This window comes from Pseudomonas sp. UBA5706 (assembly GCF_002419965.1).
In the GTDB taxonomy this organism is placed as follows: domain Bacteria; phylum Pseudomonadota; class Gammaproteobacteria; order Pseudomonadales; family Pseudomonadaceae; genus Aquipseudomonas.
Genome location: NZ_DIHC01000031.1, coordinates 45,455 through 62,985 on the forward strand (window position 1 = coordinate 45,455; position 17,531 = coordinate 62,985).

Below are 17,531 nucleotides of genomic sequence, written 5' to 3' on the forward strand. Positions count from 1 at the left end.
TATGCGCTGGCCTTGCTGGGTCGGGGTGATACTTGTGGTGAGAGGATCCCCGACCCGGTAGTTCTACGCGGCAAGTGAGCGTCTGAGAAAAGCCCAGTCAATATCGGGGCGAAGCTGTTCGCAAATCACTGAGCCTTTTGATTCCCGCTCAATGCTGACAGCCAGTGCGGCACCGGCGCGGCGGTTGTTGTAGGACACTTGTTTCAGTTGCCCCACACTCGTCTCACACCGATGTGCAAAAGCCTCAAGAGCAGCCTTATCCAAACCCTTTAAATATTCGTGCAGAGTCATGTGCACCTCCTATCGAAAGCCGAGATTAGCAACTGCTAATTAGCAAAGCAATAGCAACCCGTAATTTACTGTTTGCTAACGCGCAGGGATGATTGCGTGATGGACATAAGCACACAACGAATTGCGGCTCTGCGTAGAGTCATGGGAGACGTTAGTCAGAAGGATTTTTCCGACCTTCACGGGCTGGATGCTTCCTATTTGTCTCAACTTTTGAACGGGCATCGCAAACTCGGTGAAAAGGCGGCGGCGAATCTAGAGGCAAAAATCGGTCTGCCCCCTAGCACGTTAGTAAGCCCGGCGCATGACGCGGTAGCAGAAACGCTCACCGCACACGCAGTACCTATTCCCAAAAAGCGGGTAATGGCAGCTCTCGGCTTTGTCACAATCCCCCATCTCAACGTGGCAGCCTCGATGGGCTCCGGCTATACACCGGCTCATCAAGTCGAGGTGATTCGCGATCTGACCGTTCACTCCGATTGGCTCAAAACTCAAGGTCTAGGATATTCGGCCCTGGAGAACCTTGCCGTTATCACCGGCGACGGGGACAGCATGGACCCCACCTTCCGCGATGGCGACGCGTTGTTAGTAGACAAGGGGATCACGGTAATTCGCACAGATGCCATCTATGTGTTTACGCTTGATGGTGATCTTTTCATAAAGCGTTTACAGCGAATGACGGGTGGATCTCTGAGGATGATCTCGGACAACCCTGTTTATCCCGCAATCGTAATAGAAGGTACGGACCTCGAAAAAATTCACATCCACGCCCGAGTCTTAATGGTCTGGAACGCACGCAAGCTTTGAAGCAGCTCCACGAGTCAAGCCCGCCGAGCGCGGGTTTTTTCATGCCCACAGACCAAAAGAGTACATATGTACTCTTTTGTTGCTAGATAATTTCACTCCATTTACTGTATGCGCATACAGCAAAAAAGGAGGAAAACCCATGGCATTAAAGCAACCAAAATTTCCCGCCCTGCCAACTTCACTCGAAACACTTAGTGCTCGCCTTCAGAAAATCATCAACTCACCAGCCTCACAGAAAGCTCAATCCGCGTTCATTTGCAAAGCTCCGGACGAGCGGCAAGAGGACTGGGAAAGCATTGTTGAAGCGATTGCAGAAACGGACGGAGTACACATCGTGCACCATGAAAATTCAGCTTTGCGCTTGTCATGGGAGGTTCCAGGGCAGGCTAAAACCAAATAAATTAGCAATTGCTATTGCATAATTATTTAGCTGTTGCTAATTTTTGCATCGTAAGTCTCTCACCACTGGGTATGTACGATGCCAAACACACAGCACAGCAACCGCTGCCGGGTGTACCTGCACCCGACAGCGGCCAAGTCCCAAGCTTCAGTCGAAGCCATCCAACGCAAGACCGGCCTGCTGGTCATTCTCAATACCAAGCGTGAGCCCATCGGCACGCTGAGTGACGTCACGTGGCCTGATGAAAGTCCGTGGGGAGGTGACGCAGCATGAGTCAGCTTCTGATCGGCCTCACCGGCCCAGCGCGCACCGGCAAAAGCACCACTGCTCATCACCTGATGCTTGAGCATGGCTTTCAGTCCTACGCTTTCGCGGATCCTATGCGTGATGCCCTCATGGCCCTCTTTCAGCTTGAGCCGGAAGACTTCGAAGGCGCTGCAAAGGAAGAGCCCATCGGCTGGCTTGGTCGCTCGCCTCGGCAACTGATGCAGCTCCTTGGAACTGAGTGGGGCCGCCACATGATCAGCGCGAATCTTTGGGTCGACCTCGCAGAGCAGCACCTCGACGCTATCGCTAATGCGTCGTGGGCTACCCCTCCTTTCGTTATCAGCGATGTGCGCTTTGAAAACGAAGCGGACTTCATCCGCAAACGAGGCGGCGTGATTGTTCACCTGCAGCGCTTCGACGCTCCGAAGGTCAATGCGCACGCAAGCGAAACGGGTGTAAGCCTGCACAAGCACGACCTGGTTCTCGTGAATAACGGGGACTTACCGAGCTTGTTCGGCCAGATCGAGGGCCTGCTGGATTCTGTTCGGGCAAACCGAGCCAGGTCAGCGGCCTGAGCAACTGCCCATGAACAGAACCCTCGACGAAACAGCAGCGATTTTGGGGCTCAAGCCACGCGCATTCCGCGCTCGTTTGCGAGACCTGCGCGTCCTGACTCGAGACGGCGACCTCGCAAGCCCGCACCGCGACCGTGGCTACCTGTTCTCCGACCCGCGCAGCCACTGGAACCCGAGAATCCAGCAGTACCGTCACTACGCCGTGGTGATGGTTAAGGAAGCAGGTGTCGAGTGGCTTGCCAAGCAGTTGAATATCACCATCACCCGTCAGCAGAAGGACTCAGCAGCATGAACCAAACAGCGATTTCCCATGCGGTTGGCGCACTGAAATTGGTGCCGATGTTTTTGAATCACCAGACGATCATCAGTCGGGCCACCCTGATCGGCGCAACTTCGGAAGCACTCGACATGTTGGAAGGCCTATCACCGGTAACTAGCGAACTGGCCGAAGTCTTTCGCCTCGTCGATGCGGAGGTGCATGAGGGCCAGGTGGCCTATGTGACCCCGACCAATAGCCCCGAGCGGCCTTTCGGTGCGGTGGTGGCTAACAGCGAAGGCAGGCTGCTCGCGACCGCGACAGGCAGCACACCTCGGGGGCTCGCAGAGTTGATCCGCCTGCAGCTGCTGCCCCCATCGGAGGGGCCGGGGAGCATGTTGCGTGACTGACACCTTGATCCAACTGCGTGCCGAGTTTGCAACGCCTTGCCCAACGCTGGCCGCAGTACGCGAGCGCTATTTCTCGCACATCGCGAGCGACCGCTACCTGCTGCGCAAAATCAACGCCGGTGCAATTCAGCTCAAGGTGACGCGCCTGGGTGGGTCCAGCAAAGGTCAGCCAGTCGTTTATCTGCATGACCTGGCCACCTACCTCGACACGCAGAGAAGCAAAGCAGCCTGATTCTCACCACAGCAACAGAAGAGCACAGCACATGAAAGCAACGTACACCGCAACGCTTATCTGCCGCATCTGACCATTCATAAGCCCACCGCCGTCCTCTCACCATACAAACACGGCGGTGGCCCCCATACAGGACGCACAGCACATGCAACCTATACACCTTTTGATTCTGGCACTCGGCGTCGCACTCGCATTCGGCCTGTTCCGCATCGCGACCAAAGCTCTCGCCAAGAACCGTCGCTTTCAATTCGCCCAAGGCAAAGCTGCTGGGCGCATTGAAGGCCAGTCAGAGAAGTTGAGCGAACACAACGCGCTGCAGCAAGCCGACCTGCAGACACTCATCGACGTCTCGACCACGTTGCATGTGGCGCACAAGTTCTGGTCGCCTATCACTGGCACCGAACCATATCGCCGCCGTGTGGTTGAGCATCTGCAGGCGTTGAACCGGATAGCTACTCGCATACAGCAGCAGGACAAAGGAAGATCCGATGCAATGGCAGAACAGGAGAGAGCGGCATGACCTCTCTGAAAAAACCTCCCTTCGACTTCAAAACGCAGTACGGCCTTGGCTTCGATCCGCAAGACGATGAGATCGTCGTGGACTTCTTCTGCGGCGGTGGCGGCGCGGGTACCGGGTTGGAAATGGGCCTCGGCCGCAAGGTGAACGTGGCGAAGAACCACAGCGCCAAGGCGATCAGCATGCACACCATCAATCACCCGGGCGCCAAGCACTTCACAACCGACGTGTTCGACGGTGATCCAGATACGGAGTGCGGCGGCAAACCGGTCGGCTGGTTTCATATGTCGCCAGACTGTACGCACCACAGCCAGGCAGCAGGCGGTCAGCCACGCAAGCGCGAGATCCGCAACCTGTCATGGATCGGCTTGAAGTGGGCAGGCAAGAAGAAGCCTCGCGTCATCAGCCTGGAGAACGTGAAGCAGATTCTGCAGTGGGGCCCGCTGATCGCCAAACGCGACAAGGACACCGGGCGCGCCATCAAGCTGGTTGCCGTGCTGAACGCCAAAGGGAAGGAAGTCATCGAGAAGGTGGTCGCCGCACCTGGTGAAATCGTGCCGGTCGGGGAGCAGTTTCTGGTACCAGACCCGAAACGCCGGGGCACCACCTGGCGGCGGTTCGTACAGCTGCTGGAAGGTATGGGCTATGCGGTTGAATGGCGCGTCATCAAGGCGTGCGACTTCGGGGCACCGACCAGCCGCGAGCGCCTGTTCATGATTGCTCGCTGTGACGGTCAGCCGATTGTGTGGCCGGAGCCTACCCACGCCAAAAAGCCCGGCAAGGGCCAGCAGAAATACCGCACCGCAGCCGAGTGCATCGACTTCAGCGACTTGGGCAACAGCATCTTCGGGCGGAAGGATGAACTGGCCGACGCCACCAAGCGCCGTATCGCCAAGGGCATGAAGAAGTTCGTTATCAACAACCCGGCGCCTTTCATTGTGCCGATCGCGAACTGGTCCACCGAAACGGTACAGTCGATGAACGAGCCGCTGCGTACCGTGACGTCGTATCCGAAAGGCGGGTCGTTCTCGGTTGTCAGCCCTACGCTTGTCCAGTCCGGCTACGGCGAGCGAACAGGTCAACAACCAAGAGTGCCCGGCATTGATCAGCCACTCGGTACAGTGGTCGCCGGCGGCGTTAAGCACGCACTCGCCGCGGCGCATTTGGTCAAGTTTCGTTTCGATGATGAAGGCAAGGCGCTCGACGAGCCGCTGCCCACCATCACCAGCGGCGGCAACTACCAGCGTCCGGCAGGTGCCGCGCACGCCTTGGGCATCGCTACAGCGTTCATGGCGCAGATGAATGGCGGATTCAACACCACGGACGCCAAGAGCCTCAATGCTCCGATGACCACGGTGACAAACACCGGCAGTCAGCAACAACTGGTGACCGCAAGCCTGCTTCATTTGCGTAGCAACTGTGACGCCCGAGCGGTGGATGATCCGCTGCACACTGTGAGTGCGGGTGGCACACATCACGGTTTGATGACGGCATTCATGGAGCGGCAGTTCGGCGCCAGCGTGGGCCAGGAACTGACTGGCCCGGCGCCAACCATCACAGCGGGTGGCGGCGGCAAGAGCTCGTTGGTTAGTTTCGAACTTTCGCCAGAACATGAAGAAGGCGCCCTGCGCGTCGCAGCGTTCATGATCAGCTACTACGGCACGGAGAACATGAGCAGTTGCGATCAACCAGCGCCAACGATTACCACGAAAGATCGGCTGGGCTTGGTAACGGTCATGGTCAAGGGCACGCCTTATGTGATCGTCGATATCCGCCTGCGGATGCTGCAACCGGCAGAGCTGTACAGGGCTCAGGGCTTCCCGTTGGACTACATCATAACGCACGGTGCTGACGGCAAGCTATTTACGAAGACTGAGCAAGTCCACATGTGCGGCAATAGCGTCAGCCCGCCGCCCATGGCTGCGCTGGCACGAGCTAACGATCCATGGCGCCAAGCTGAACGCTTGCAGGAGGCAGCATGAGCGAGCAAATCGATATCCTTATAAAGCTGCCAGAGGTTTGTCGCCAGGTAGGATTTAGCAAATCAACCGTGTACGAAATGATCGCTGCCGGAAACTTTCCAATGCCAGCGAAGCTGGGTCGGTATTCAAGGTGGTCACAGCTAGAGGTTCAGGCATGGATTACTTTGCAGAAATCGACGCGACAGGCTGCATAACAACTTTCACCATCAAAAGGATGGTTCTACCAACCAATTCTCATCTAGTTCAACGGTCAAAAATGCCGCACCCTTAACGACATTCTGCAACAGCAAAAACTTCCCACCAGCAGAGGCAATCAGATGATAAGACTGGTTACCTTCATTTTTGCGAACCAGTGGCTGGTGGGGAAAACCATCAGCCCTATCTGCCACCGCACGCTGTTTTCCAACGTTTACTGGAACGACTATCAGACCAATGCACACCAAAATTGGCACGATGCTAAGTACAGAAATTCTATCGACGTTATCTATGTTGACTGACTGAAAAATACGTAGAGCCATGGTAGTATAAAGAACTATAGATAGGGTAACCTCCCAGCCATTCGACATAATTTTCAGCTCTCCGTCCTGATAAAGTTCCCCCTTCCATAATTTCCAAGAGAAATATATTGCCATGACAAGCATAATCGATAATCCAACGTACCTTATATGACCAACCTTTATCATCCGGTAATGATTAACTGTCATAATAATTACCGCCACCAGCAATACTGCAGCAGCATAAACCGTACCACGAATCCCAAGTTCCACCAGCGGGTAACTCGACGAAAACCAAAAAGCACCAAGCTCAATCAGATAAGATTTCACCTGAAAATAACCAGCACAACATGCCATTGCAGCAAAGACCAAAGAGGCTGCTGCAACTTTTCCTGAATATTCAATAAGCCCCAAAACAACCTTAGACATAAGATCCATTTCCTGAAATTTTATCTGCCCACCATTGCATTAATGTACGGCGACAATCTAGATATTGGGCATGATTATATGCTGCTTTACTCTTCTTCTTCTCGACGTGCGCAAGCTGAAATTCTATAACCTCCTCTGACCAACGCTGAGCCTCATACAGGTGCGTCGACGCTGTTGCGCGAAAGTCGTGACAGTGCCAGCCCTTTAGGTCCATGTATTCAAGCGCTCGATTAAGCGTTGTCGGCGATAGGGGCTGATCAGGCCGCTTGAGTCCGGGGAACAGCAAATCACCAGGTGTTATCCGTCGCAGCTCGCGCAGCAGGACGAGCGCTTGCGAAGGTAGAGGCACCAAGTGAGGACGCCGTTTTTTCATCCTCTCTGCAGGTACCAGCCACAAGCCCTCGTCCAAATCGAACTCTGACCATCTCGCTAGCCGCAATTCGACTGTACGGACAAATAAAATGGGTAGCAGGTAGAGCGCGATTACGGTTACCCGATGCCCACCGTACTTAGCAACCGCGGCCAAATATACAGAAAGCTCTTCAAAGCTCATAGGCCGACTGTGGTTAATATCTCCCCGGACGACTGCACCACGAACCGCGGCAGCGGGGTCCGCATCAGCCCGCAGCGTCACGACGCCATAGCAAAAAACAGACGAGATCCACTGTCGCACCATCAATGCCAGCGTTCTCGCATCTCGTTTGTCCATCTGCGTCATGATCGACAAAACTTGCGCAGCGGTGATCTCCCTGAGCGGTAGACGCCCAATCTTGGGGTAGACGTCATTCGTGAAAGCCCGCCTGATCTGATCTCGGTATTTCTCCGTGCGCTTTGCTAGGCGCTTCTCAATCCATTCCTCGGCCACCACCTTGAATGTATTTGTGTTCTCGGTGAGCTGCTGAGCTTTAACGGTCTGACGAACATGGGCAGGATTGCGCCCGGCTTTAACCAGTTCCCGTGCTGCATCCCGTTCGGAACGCGCCGCGCTCAGAGACAGGTTAGGATAGGCACCGACCGCATATGTGTTCTCCTTGCCGCCGAGGCGGAAGCGATAGCGCCACAACTTGTTGCCACCAGGCGTGATCTCCAAGTAAAGACCGCCACCATCGGTAAGCTTGACAGTAACGGGACCAGGTTTCGATTGGCGGATTTTGACATCGGTTAACGGCATGAGGGTATACGGGGATGAGGGGATCGATACCCGCAACCATACCCGCATTTTTCTCGGCTGTCTTCGCTCGACGAAGGACAATGGCGGACGTATGTAACTGTCTAAGTCAGTATTTACAGGGCCAATCGGACAGACGGAGACGATGCCGGACAATGATCGTAGTTATCGATCATCAGCAGCATTTTGTGCTTAACCTTTTGAATTACCGCTTCTAAGGTGGCCTTCCGTTTCATGCCCACGGTTGCGCCGATGTGTCGCAGGAGGGAGTCCGGCGAGACGGCGCTAAACCGAGGCTTGAGAAGGCATATCAATACAGGTCCGGCATGGCCGGCAGGGAAATAGTCAGGCGCGCCAACGCCAACGGGCGTGAGCCTTGATAACACGCATCAAGAAGCTGCTGACAATCGACACAGGGAAGGTCTCGTTCATACGTTGCCGCACAGTAGCGTACCGCCGCATGTGGCGCAATATCGTAGTGCCTGGGTGACCGCTGTCCAAGGGTATTTCGCGGCATTGGGTGGGTGACAAGGTGCAGATCGACTGCGCCAGACCGGTACAGAATGGCGCAGTCAATTGATCCGTGACATGCCGACCTGTATCGAGGCTGCTACCTTCTGCTACGGCAATACAAAACAAGAAAGGATCTCTCCATGCGCAAAGCAACTCTGTGCTGGCCGTTCGCGGTTGGCCTGCTCTCTTTCGTCTGCTCAACGGCTGCGGCGGCCGCTCCCTACTCGACCATGATCGTCTTCGGCGACAGCCTTGCCGATGCCGGCCAGTTTCCCGATGCTGGGGGCCCGACCGGTGCAACGCTGCGCTTCACCAACCGCACCGGCCCGACCTATCTGAACGGCAGCGGCGAAGTCTACGGCCTGAACTCCTCGACCTTACTGGGCGGCATGCTCGGCGTCTCCCCTGCTGACTTGCAGGCCTCAACCTCGCCGGTACGTGCTGCGTCAGGTCTGGCCGACGGCAACAACTGGGCAGTCGGAGGGGATCGCACGGACCAGATCCTAGCGGCCATCACCACGCAGTCGCAAGTGGCGAACGCCGACAGTGCCACAGGGGTCACGACTGTTTTGCGCACCCGACCGGGCTATCTGCTGGAAAACAATTTCCGCGCCGACCCCAACGCTTTGTACTACCTGACCGGTGGAGGAAACGACTTTCTGCAAGGCCGGGTGTTGAGCGCGCAGCAAGCGGTGGGCGCCGCCAACAACCTTGCAGCCGGCGCGCAGGCGCTGTCGCAGGCCGGGGCGCGTTACATCATGGTCTGGTTGCTGCCCGACATTGGCCAAACGCCTGCTGTCTCCGGGACACCTTTGCAAATTCCGTCCACGCTGCTCAGCGGCGTGTTCAATCAGCAACTGGTCAATCGGCTGAGTCAAATCGACGCCGAAGTGATTCCCCTGAACGTCCCCGGGCTTATTCATGACGTTCTCGATGATCCGGCGCGCTTCGGCCTCGCCGCCAACCAGAATCTCACAGGCACCTGCTTCAGCGGCAACAGCTGCGTCGCCAACAGCATCTATGGCATCAACGGCAGCACACCCGACCCGACCAAATTGCTGTTCAATGATGGCGTGCACCCCACCGTCGCCGGTCAGCGCCTGATCGCCGACTACGGCTACTCGATACTCTCCGCGCCGTGGGAAATCACCCTGCTGCCGGAAATGGCCAACGGCACCTTGCGCGCTCAGCAAGACGAGCTTCGCAGTCAGTGGCTTGCCGATTGGACCAGTTGGCAGAACATCGGCGAGTGGCGCGCCATCGTCGCGGGCGGCGGTCAGCAAATGGACTTCGACTCGCAAAGCAATTCTGCCAGCGCCGACGGTCATGGTTATAACCTGACCCTCGGTGGCAGCTACCGTTTCGCCGAAGACTGGCGTGCAGGTCTGGTCGCCGGGGCTTATCGACAAACGCTGGAAGCCGGGCCACGAGACTCGGGTTACAAACTCAACAGTTATCTGGCAACGGCATTCGTGCAGTTTCAGGCGAATCACTGGTGGGCCGATCTGGCGGCATCGGCTGGAAAGCTGGATTACGACAGTCTCAAGCGCAAGTTCGCTCTGGGCATCAGCGAAGGCGCAGAGAAAGGCAATACCGACGGCAATATGTGGGCACTCAGCGGTCGGTTGGGCTTCGATCTTGCCGAGCAAACCAGTCGCTGGCATTTCTCGCCATTCATCAGCGCCGATTATTCCCGCGTCGAGGTCGATGGCTATTCGGAAAACAGCACCCGCTCCACCGCGCTTAACTATGAAGATCAGACCCGCAGGTCAAAACGGCTGGGCGCAGGTGTGCAGGGCAAATTCGCTATCACGCCGCAGACCCAACTGTTTGGTGAAGTAGCCCACGAGAGGGAGTTCGACACCGACCAGCAGGATGTGACCATCGCGCTGAACAGCGTGCCGGGGGTGGATTTCACTCTGCAGGGTTATGAGCCGCAACGCAGTTTGAATCGGGCGAGCGTGGGCTTGAGTCAAAAACTGGCACCGGACCTGACGCTGCGGGCGGGTTACAACTGGCGCAAGAACGATGCGGTGACACAACAGGGGATAAATCTGGCGCTGAGTCTGGATTTTTAGTGATCACCTGTCATCGCGGCTAGCCGACAGCGGCGACTTCGAGGGCACCGCCGCAGGCTACAGAAAGACCATCAAGCGCACATAAAAACGCGGGGCACTGGCCCCGCGCTCATGTTGACGCCCCTCATCATGCCTCTGGCGTTTGCTCCGCCAACGCCACGGCGCGGAACATGGCGCGGCGTTTATTCAGCGTTTCTTCCCACTCCAGCGCAGGAACAGAGTCGGCCACGATGCCGCCGCCCGCCTGGACGTGCAGTTCGCCGTTCTTGATCACTGCCGTGCGAATGGCGATTGCAGTGTCCATGTTGCCGTTCCACGCCAGATAACCCACCGCGCCGCCGTACACGCCGCGCTTGACCGGCTCCAGCTCATCGATGATTTCCATCGCCCGAATCTTCGGCGCGCCAGACAGTGTGCCCGCCGGAAGTATCGCCCGCAGTGCATCCATTGCCGTCAGCCCGCTTTTCAGCTGGCCAGTGACGTTGGACACAATGTGCATCACGTTGGAATAACGCTCGATCACCATCTTCTCGGTCAGCTTTACCGAGCCGATTGCCGAGACGCGGCCGGTGTCATTACGGCCCAGGTCGATGAGCATCAGGTGCTCGGCGATTTCCTTGTCATCGGACAGCAAATCGACTTCCAGCGCGCGGTCCGCTTCCTCGGTCGCGCCGCGAGGGCGAGTACCGGCAATCGGCCGCACGGTGATCAGGTTATCTTCGACACGCACCAGGACCTCTGGCGAACTGCCGACCACGTGGAAGTCGCCGAAGTTGAAGAAGTACATGTAAGGCGTCGGGTTGAAGCAGCGCAGCGCGCGATACAGGTCGATGGGTGCGGCTTTGAAGTCGATGGACATGCGCTGCGACGGCACGACCTGCATGCAGTCGCCCGCCAGGATGTATTCCTTGATGGTGTCGACGGCTTTTTCGTAGTCGCTCTGGGTGAAACTTGAACGGAAGACCGGGTCGGCGGCCTGTGGTCGGGTCAGGTCCAGTCCCGGACGTGGCGCGATCGGCTGACGCAGCTTTTCCATCAATGTTTGCAGGCGCGCCAGCCCGTTTTCGTAGGCCTCTGGCTGCGCGGGGTCTACCAGCACGATGGCGTGCATCTTGCCCGCCAGATTGTCGAAGACCACCACCGCGTCGGACACCATCAGCAGAATGTCCGGGACGCCCAATGGGTCAGGATTCGGGCACTTGCCTAGGCGCGGTTCCACGTAGCGCACGCAGTCATAACCAAAGTAACCGACCAGACCACCATTGAAGCGCGGCAGGCCGGTAATGGTCGGCACGTTGTAACGTGCCTTGAAGGTTTCGACGAAGGCCAGCGGATCTTCGGTCTCCAGGCTCTCTACCTCGACGCCGTCGTGGGTCACGCTGATGTGGTGGTCATGTGCCCGCATCACAGTGCGGCACGGCAGGCCGATCATCGAGTAACGGCCCCACTTCTCGCCGCCCTGTACCGACTCCAGCAGATAGGAGTTGGGTTCGTCGGCCAGTTTCAGATAGATCGACAAGGGCGTGTCGAAGTCAGCAATGGTTTCGAGTGCAAGTGGAATGCGGTTATAGCCTTCGGCGGCCAGGCGCAGAAATTCTTCGCGGGTCATGATCAGCCTCGTGGTGTGAGGGTAAAACGGTCAGGTGTGCAAACGTGCCGCAGGTTCGGCCAGATTCAAGTCAGGCGCGCCAACGCCAGCGGGCCAGGGCCTTGATGACTTTCATCCAGAGTTTGCGAGTGACCACCACGATGGAATCTCTAAAGGAGGGAGGTTTGACGTCGGGCAACGTTATCTCAGCCCCAACATCTAAGCAACCGGGAATCAATTTGCGCAGATCGTCGATCACCAGCGCCGGAGATTCCTCGGCAATCGGACGCCCGTGGTTATAGCCATAGCTCATTGCCACGCAGGCGACACCGGCGGCTTTGGCGGCCAACACGTCATTGCGCGAATCGCCCACGAACAGCGATTGCGAGCCCGGTGCGCCGGCCATTTTCATCACGAAGAACAGTGCCGCAGGATCGGGCTTCTGCTGCGGCAAGGTATCGCCCCCGACGATCCAGCGGAAGAACCGCCCCAGCTTCATCTCGTCCAGCAGCGGCGCAACGAAGCGCTCCGGCTTGTTGGTGATCAGGGCCATTTCAACGCCGCGCTTCTGCAGCCATTTGAGGGTTTCACGCACGCCAGGATAAACCTTCGTCAGCGCGTGACTCTCGCTGTAGGCCTCCATGAAAATCGCCAGCGCCGCCTCGGTAGACGCTTCGTCGACAGCGCTGTGATCGAGGCTGTTGGCCAAGGCGCGTCGCACCAGCACACGCACGCCGTTGCCAACCCAATCGCGCACGGCGTCGATACTGGCGGGCGGGCGTCCAAGCTGAACCAACGTTTTATCCACAGCTGCGGCCAGGTCCGGCACCGAGTCGACCAATGTCCCATCCAGATCGAACATGATCAGTTTGGGCAGACGACCCGGGAACAGCTGTTCGAAGCCGCTCATCAACGAGCCAACGCCAGTTCTGCACGCATTTTTTCAATGACCTGCTGATAATCGGGCGCATTGAAGATCGCCGAGCCTGCAACGAACGTGTCGGCGCCGGCAGCGGCGATTTCACGAATGTTGTTCACGTTGACGCCGCCGTCGATTTCCAGACGGATGTCACGACCCGACGCGTCGATCAACGCGCGGGCTTCGCGCAGCTTGTTGAGTGTACCGGGGATGAACTTCTGACCACCGAAGCCCGGGTTGACGCTCATGAGCAGGATCATGTCGACCTTGTCCATGACGTATTCGAGCAGGTTCAACGGGGTGGCCGGGTTGAACACCAGGCCAGCCTTGCAGCCGCCTTCGCGGATCAGTTGCAGGGAGCGGTCGATGTGCTGGGTCGCTTCCGGGTGGAAGGTGATGAAGGTCGCGCCCGCTTCGACGAAGTCGCCGATGATGCGATCCACGGGGCTGACCATCAGGTGCACGTCAATCGGCGCAGTGATGCCGTACTTGCGCAACGCCGCGCAGACCATCGGACCTATGGTGAGGTTGGGGACGTAGTGGTTGTCCATGACGTCGAAGTGGACGATGTCGGCACCCGCGGCCAGAACATTGTCGACTTCCTGACCCAGGCGGGCGAAATCGGCGGACAGAATCGACGGAGCAATAGCGAAGGGCTGCATGAGGCACCTTTTTGAGCGAAATCACGGTGGCGCGCATTGTACTCCAAGAGTTCGGGACCTGGCTCGGCTGACGGATGAAAGCCGTCCAGGCCCCGCAAACACAGGCCTTGCCGAGTGATTGCAACAGCCGGCTGAGGCCAAACCCTCAAATGCGCCCTTGCAACCCGGCGCAAGAGCATGCTCGACTTGTTATGCACGGCAGCAGATGAGCTTGAGGCTCACAGAAGGATTCACTGTCGCTTTAAGACCGGTATTTCATGGAGGCGCCAGGCGCGAGCATTGCAATGACAGTTCATTCATCCACTACAGCTCCTCGTACCCGCCGTGCACCGAAAGGCGAAAAGCGCCGAGAGGAGCTGCTGGACGCAGCGCTTCAGCTGTTTTCCCTTGAGGGCTATACCGGGGCATCCATCGCCCGCATCGCGGATATCGTCGGTATTTCGGTGGCCGGCGTGCTGCATCACTTCCCCAGCAAAGTGGCATTGCTGATGGGAGTCCTGGCGCGGCGAGACGAAGTCAACCACCGTATTGTCGATCAATTGCAGAGCGAGCCGACACTGCGCAGCTTTCTGCACGGGCTGCAGGAGATAAACCGCTCGAACGCGACAGCGCCCGGGGTCATTCGCGCGTTTAGTATTCTCAATGCCGAGAGCCTGGTGGACAGCCATCCGGCCTGGGAATGGTTTCAGACCCGCTACACGGCGATTCACGCTCGAATGCGTGAGCGACTGGAAATACTGGTGGTAAAGGGGGAAGTGCGAGAGGACGTGGATCTGGATGCAACGATCCATCAACTGCTGGCGATGATGGACGGTCTGCAGCTGCAGTGGCTGCGGTTTCCCGGGACGGTCGATCTGGTAACGCGCTTTGACGGGTATGTGGCGCAAGTGGAAAGGGACATCCGCCCCTGACCACTGGCCACACTGTATCAGTACCTTCCTACCCGCGAAGCTGGAGCGCGGCCATCCGGCACATCAGGTCATGAATGTCCCTGATGCGCCCTCCTCTGGCGGCACCTGCCTCGTCGCTGGATCAGTAGTCGGTGTTGTCGTAATCGCTGCTGCCAGTGCCTTCGTCGACACTTTCGCTTTGATCGAAAACGCCACCCGTCTTGATGGCAGGCAAGGTCACCTTGGTCGAGTTCAGCGCTGAACGCGGCAACGGGTTGCTGGTAGTGGTCGAGAGTTCCTGACGGAACGAGTTGACCAGTTTCGCGTTGAGTCGAATGTCATCCGACGCAGCACCCAGGCTGATATTGAAGGTGTCGGCGTCAATCACCCATTGCTTGCTCGCCTCGTCGAAATACGCCAACGAACGATCATTCAGTTCGATGGTGACGTGACGCGTTTCACCCGGCTGCAGGAAGACCTTCTTATAGCCCTTGAGCTCCTTGACGGCGCGTTCCACTGTCGGATTTTGCTGACCGACATACAGCTCGGCCACTTCAGAGCCGGCACGTTTGCCGCTGTTGGTCAGATCGAACGACACCTTGATCGGCGTGTTGCCCACCGCAACGCCAGGCGTGACGGAAATATTGTTGTAGGTGAACTGGGTGTATGACAGGCCGTGACCGAAGGCGAACAGCGGCTTGGTGCCCTTCTTGTCGTAACCGCGATAGCCCAGCATCGTCAGGTCGTGCTTGTAGCTGATTTCCTTGAGCGTGCGGGTGTTGTCGAACTTCGGGAAGTCCGGGTAGAGCGGGTTATCTTCGACATTGCGCTCGATACTGATTGGCAGCTTGCCCGACGGGTTGACCTTACCGAACAGAATCTCGGCAAGCGCCTGACCACCGTTCTGCCCTGGGTAGAAGGCGTGCAGTGCTGCTGGCACCTGATCGATCCAGTCGCTCATCTTCAGCGCAGTACCGCCGTGCATCGTCACCACGGTGTTCGGGTTGGCCTTGGCGATGTTCTGGATCAGCTCGTTCTGATATTCGGGCAGGTCGAAACTGTGGTCGAAACCTTCGCCTTCGTACTCATTGCTGTTACCCACAGCCACCACGACCGCGTCATAGGCCGACAGATCCTGCGGCGCAGTGAGCGATGCCCAGGCCATCTGTACACCCACCAGGCCGCCCATGGTCGACAGGTAGCCGTCACGGCGCGAGTACTCAAGCTTCACGTCGTACGCTTTTCCTGCTTCCAGCTTGATCTTGCCGGACACCGGGATGGTTGGAGGAATACTCTTGTTGGTGATGTTTTCGCCATCGCCATTGTCGATGATCTTCTCACCGTTGACCCACACGCGAACCGCGCCATCGGCACGCACCTTGAACACCTGATCGCCGCTGGTGGTCGGGGTGACCTTGCCGCTCCAGCGGATCGAAGTGTTGGAGGTGTCGCCATTGCTCGGGATGTCATCGGTGGACCAGTCCATATCGACGTGGGTATCGATACGTGTAGCGGACGGCTCACCCGACCAGTTGGCATTGGTGAAGAACTCGGCTTTCATGCCGCTGACTTCGTTGCCCTTGCTGTCGGTGGTGGTCCATGGCGAGGCTGCAGGGTCAAGGGACAGGCCGTCGAGGAACTCGACCTTGGCATTCGGGGCCATTTGCGTCAGGCCACTGAGCTCGCTGATGTAGTGCGTAGCGTCAACATGGGCACTGCCGAAACCGGTTGGCGGCGCGTACTTGGCCAGGTTGCCGACGACAGCGATGCGCTTGACCTTGGATTTGTCCAGCGGCAGCACGTCATTCTGGTTCTTCAGCAACACGATGCCTTCGCGGGCGATGTTCAGCGCGACCTTGTTACTGGTTGCGCTGTTCATGTTGTGCGCGGTCAGCGGCGCGAATTTATCGAACTGGTACAGGTAGATGTTCTTGAGGATGCGGCGGACCTTGTCATCGATGGTCGCCATGTCCAGCTCACCGCTGTCCAGGTAAGGCTTCAACACCGAGCTGTTCATCTGGCCACCCATCATGTCCAGATCGGTACCCGCCTGCGCTGCCGGCAAGCCATGAACGACGGCGTTGTAGTCGCTCTGTACCAGGCCCTTGTAGCCCCATTCCTTTTTCAGAATGGCATCGATCAGGTGCTTGTTTTCGCACGCATACTCGCCGTTCACCTTCTGGAACGAGCACATCATCATCGCCACGGTGCCGTTCTTGGTCGCCGACTCAAAAGGCGGCAGCGTCATTTCGCGCAGTACACGCTCAGGCATGACCTGATTGAGGATGAAGCGATTGGTTTCCTGATCGTTGCCCGCATAGTGCTTGGCTTCCGCCCACACGCGGCGCTGCTGGATGCCGTTGATCACTGCCGGGCCCAGGCTGGCGCCCAGGAATGGATCTTCACCGGACAGGTACTCGAATGCCCGACCGCTCCAAGGCATGCGGTACAGGTTCATGCCGGGACCTGTGACGAACTGGTAGCCGCCGGTGGCAGTGTCGTAGCCCAGCGCGCGGCCGAAATCGATGGCGCGGCGCGGGTTGAAGGTGGCTGCCAGGTTAGGGCCGGATGGATAGACCACGCCCGAAGCGTTGCCCTGGCTGGTGTAGCGAATGCCCGCGCCGCCATCGGCACCGTGAATCTGCGGAACGCCGTACTGACTCAGCGGCTTGACGTCCCAACCGCCGATCCCGCCGATGTAGGCCAGTTTTTCTTCCTGGGTCATCTTGGCCAGTGTCTTTTCGGCCGCCTTGTCGGCGCGTACTTCTTTGGCCGCCAGCAGCTCCTGCGTGGTGGCGTCGGCAGCATTGGCGTGACCGATGGCCAGACTCAACAGGGCCAGAGCCGAATGGGCACCCAATGTTTTACGGTTTCGCATACAAACATTCTCCAGATATCGCCCGCGCTGTTTTGTCGCAGTTGACACGCTGAAACCGTTGATTTTGGGCAATAGTTTGCCTATACCGAAGTTTCTAATTAGAAACAACGGACGACGGAAAACAGCGGCCGAACTAGCGACCAACTTTTGACGACACACTCTTAACTACTAAGGTTAA

Annotated in this window: 19 protein-coding genes; 12 read left to right on the forward strand and 7 right to left on the reverse strand. The window is 57.7% G+C overall.

The window, feature by feature from the left end:
- Nucleotides 1–63: 63 nt before the first annotated feature.
- Nucleotides 64–291 (reverse strand): YdaS family helix-turn-helix protein, encoded by a 228-nt coding sequence (locus tag B3I26_RS14370; RefSeq protein ID WP_296258485.1) that lies wholly within the window; start codon nt 289–291, stop codon nt 64–66.
- A gap of 99 nt (nt 292–390) precedes the next feature.
- Here B3I26_RS14370 and B3I26_RS14375 point away from each other — a divergent pair, with 99 nt between their 5' ends.
- From B3I26_RS14375 to B3I26_RS14420, 10 genes are all read left to right on the forward strand, one after another.
- On the forward strand, nt 391–1,095 hold the full coding sequence (locus tag B3I26_RS14375; RefSeq protein WP_296258487.1) for an XRE family transcriptional regulator: 705 nt from the start codon (nt 391–393) through the stop codon (nt 1,093–1,095).
- Between the two features lie 139 nt (nt 1,096–1,234).
- Nucleotides 1,235–1,495, forward strand: coding sequence for a DUF1654 domain-containing protein (locus tag B3I26_RS14380; protein ID WP_296258488.1), 261 nt, complete (start codon nt 1,235–1,237; stop codon nt 1,493–1,495).
- Nucleotides 1,496–1,573: 78 nt separating this feature from the next.
- The gene (locus tag B3I26_RS14385) at nt 1,574–1,768 is read left to right on the forward strand and encodes a hypothetical protein (protein ID WP_296258489.1); all 195 of its coding nucleotides are present in this window, start codon (nt 1,574–1,576) and stop codon (nt 1,766–1,768) included.
- Nucleotides 1,765–2,337 carry a deoxynucleotide monophosphate kinase gene (locus B3I26_RS14390; protein WP_296258490.1) on the forward strand — a complete coding sequence of 191 codons (573 nt, stop codon included), beginning with the start codon at nt 1,765–1,767 and terminating at the stop codon, nt 2,335–2,337. The genes B3I26_RS14385 and B3I26_RS14390 overlap by 4 nt, the downstream gene beginning before the upstream one ends.
- Nucleotides 2,338–2,347: 10 nt before the next feature.
- Nucleotides 2,348–2,629 (forward strand): hypothetical protein, encoded by a 282-nt coding sequence (locus B3I26_RS14395; protein ID WP_296258491.1) that lies wholly within the window; start codon nt 2,348–2,350, stop codon nt 2,627–2,629.
- On the forward strand, nt 2,626–3,003 hold the full coding sequence (locus B3I26_RS14400) for a hypothetical protein (protein WP_296258493.1): 378 nt from the start codon (nt 2,626–2,628) through the stop codon (nt 3,001–3,003). Before B3I26_RS14395 ends, B3I26_RS14400 begins: the two co-directional genes overlap by 4 nt.
- Entirely contained in the window at nt 2,996–3,235 is a 240-nt protein-coding gene (locus B3I26_RS14405; protein WP_296258494.1) for a pyocin activator PrtN family protein, read from the forward strand. Before B3I26_RS14400 ends, B3I26_RS14405 begins: the two co-directional genes overlap by 8 nt.
- Nucleotides 3,236–3,380: 145 nt before the next feature.
- Nucleotides 3,381–3,755, forward strand: coding sequence for a hypothetical protein (locus B3I26_RS14410; protein ID WP_296258496.1), 375 nt, complete (start codon nt 3,381–3,383; stop codon nt 3,753–3,755).
- Complete coding sequence (locus tag B3I26_RS14415) at nt 3,752–5,734, forward strand: DNA cytosine methyltransferase (RefSeq protein WP_296258498.1); 1,983 nt, start codon at nt 3,752–3,754, stop codon at nt 5,732–5,734. The genes B3I26_RS14410 and B3I26_RS14415 overlap by 4 nt, the downstream gene beginning before the upstream one ends.
- Nucleotides 5,731–5,928, forward strand: a complete 198-nt coding sequence (locus tag B3I26_RS14420) for a helix-turn-helix transcriptional regulator (protein ID WP_296258500.1) — start codon at nt 5,731–5,733, stop codon at nt 5,926–5,928. The genes B3I26_RS14415 and B3I26_RS14420 overlap by 4 nt, the downstream gene beginning before the upstream one ends.
- Before the next feature lie 12 nt (nt 5,929–5,940).
- Here B3I26_RS14420 and B3I26_RS14425 read toward each other — a convergent pair whose 3' ends face one another.
- On the reverse strand, nt 5,941–6,657 hold the full coding sequence (locus tag B3I26_RS14425; protein ID WP_296258501.1) for a hypothetical protein: 717 nt from the start codon (nt 6,655–6,657) through the stop codon (nt 5,941–5,943).
- Complete coding sequence (locus B3I26_RS14430) at nt 6,650–7,828, reverse strand: tyrosine-type recombinase/integrase (RefSeq protein ID WP_296258503.1); 1,179 nt, start codon at nt 7,826–7,828, stop codon at nt 6,650–6,652. Before B3I26_RS14430 ends, B3I26_RS14425 begins: the two co-directional genes overlap by 8 nt.
- Nucleotides 7,829–8,478: 650 nt before the next feature.
- Between B3I26_RS14430 and estP the strand changes: the two genes are divergently transcribed.
- Nucleotides 8,479–10,416: an esterase EstP gene (gene estP, locus B3I26_RS14435; RefSeq protein ID WP_296258504.1), complete on the forward strand. Its 1,938-nt coding sequence runs from the start codon at nt 8,479–8,481 to the stop codon at nt 10,414–10,416.
- A 127-nt stretch (nt 10,417–10,543) separates the two neighbouring features.
- Here the strand turns inward: estP and trpE are convergent, their stop codons facing one another.
- The 3 genes from trpE to rpe all read right to left on the reverse strand — a co-directional run bounded on the left by trpE (nt 10,544) and on the right by rpe (nt 13,585).
- The gene (gene trpE / locus B3I26_RS14440; protein ID WP_296258506.1) at nt 10,544–12,025 is read right to left on the reverse strand and encodes an anthranilate synthase component I; all 1,482 of its coding nucleotides are present in this window, start codon (nt 12,023–12,025) and stop codon (nt 10,544–10,546) included.
- 70 nt (nt 12,026–12,095) lie between these two features.
- On the reverse strand, nt 12,096–12,914 hold the full coding sequence (locus B3I26_RS14445; protein WP_296258508.1) for a phosphoglycolate phosphatase: 819 nt from the start codon (nt 12,912–12,914) through the stop codon (nt 12,096–12,098).
- A complete protein-coding gene (rpe, locus tag B3I26_RS14450; protein ID WP_296258509.1) occupies nt 12,914–13,585 on the reverse strand; it encodes a ribulose-phosphate 3-epimerase in 672 nt (223 codons plus the stop codon). Before rpe ends, B3I26_RS14445 begins: the two co-directional genes overlap by 1 nt.
- Nucleotides 13,586–13,869: 284 nt before the next feature.
- Here rpe and B3I26_RS14455 point away from each other — a divergent pair, with 284 nt between their 5' ends.
- Nucleotides 13,870–14,496: a TetR/AcrR family transcriptional regulator gene (locus tag B3I26_RS14455; protein WP_296258510.1), complete on the forward strand. Its 627-nt coding sequence runs from the start codon at nt 13,870–13,872 to the stop codon at nt 14,494–14,496.
- A 121-nt stretch (nt 14,497–14,617) separates the two neighbouring features.
- Here B3I26_RS14455 and B3I26_RS14460 read toward each other — a convergent pair whose 3' ends face one another.
- Nucleotides 14,618–17,353 (reverse strand): beta-glucosidase, encoded by a 2,736-nt coding sequence (locus tag B3I26_RS14460; RefSeq protein WP_296258511.1) that lies wholly within the window; start codon nt 17,351–17,353, stop codon nt 14,618–14,620.
- Between the last annotated feature and the right edge of the window lie 178 nt (nt 17,354–17,531).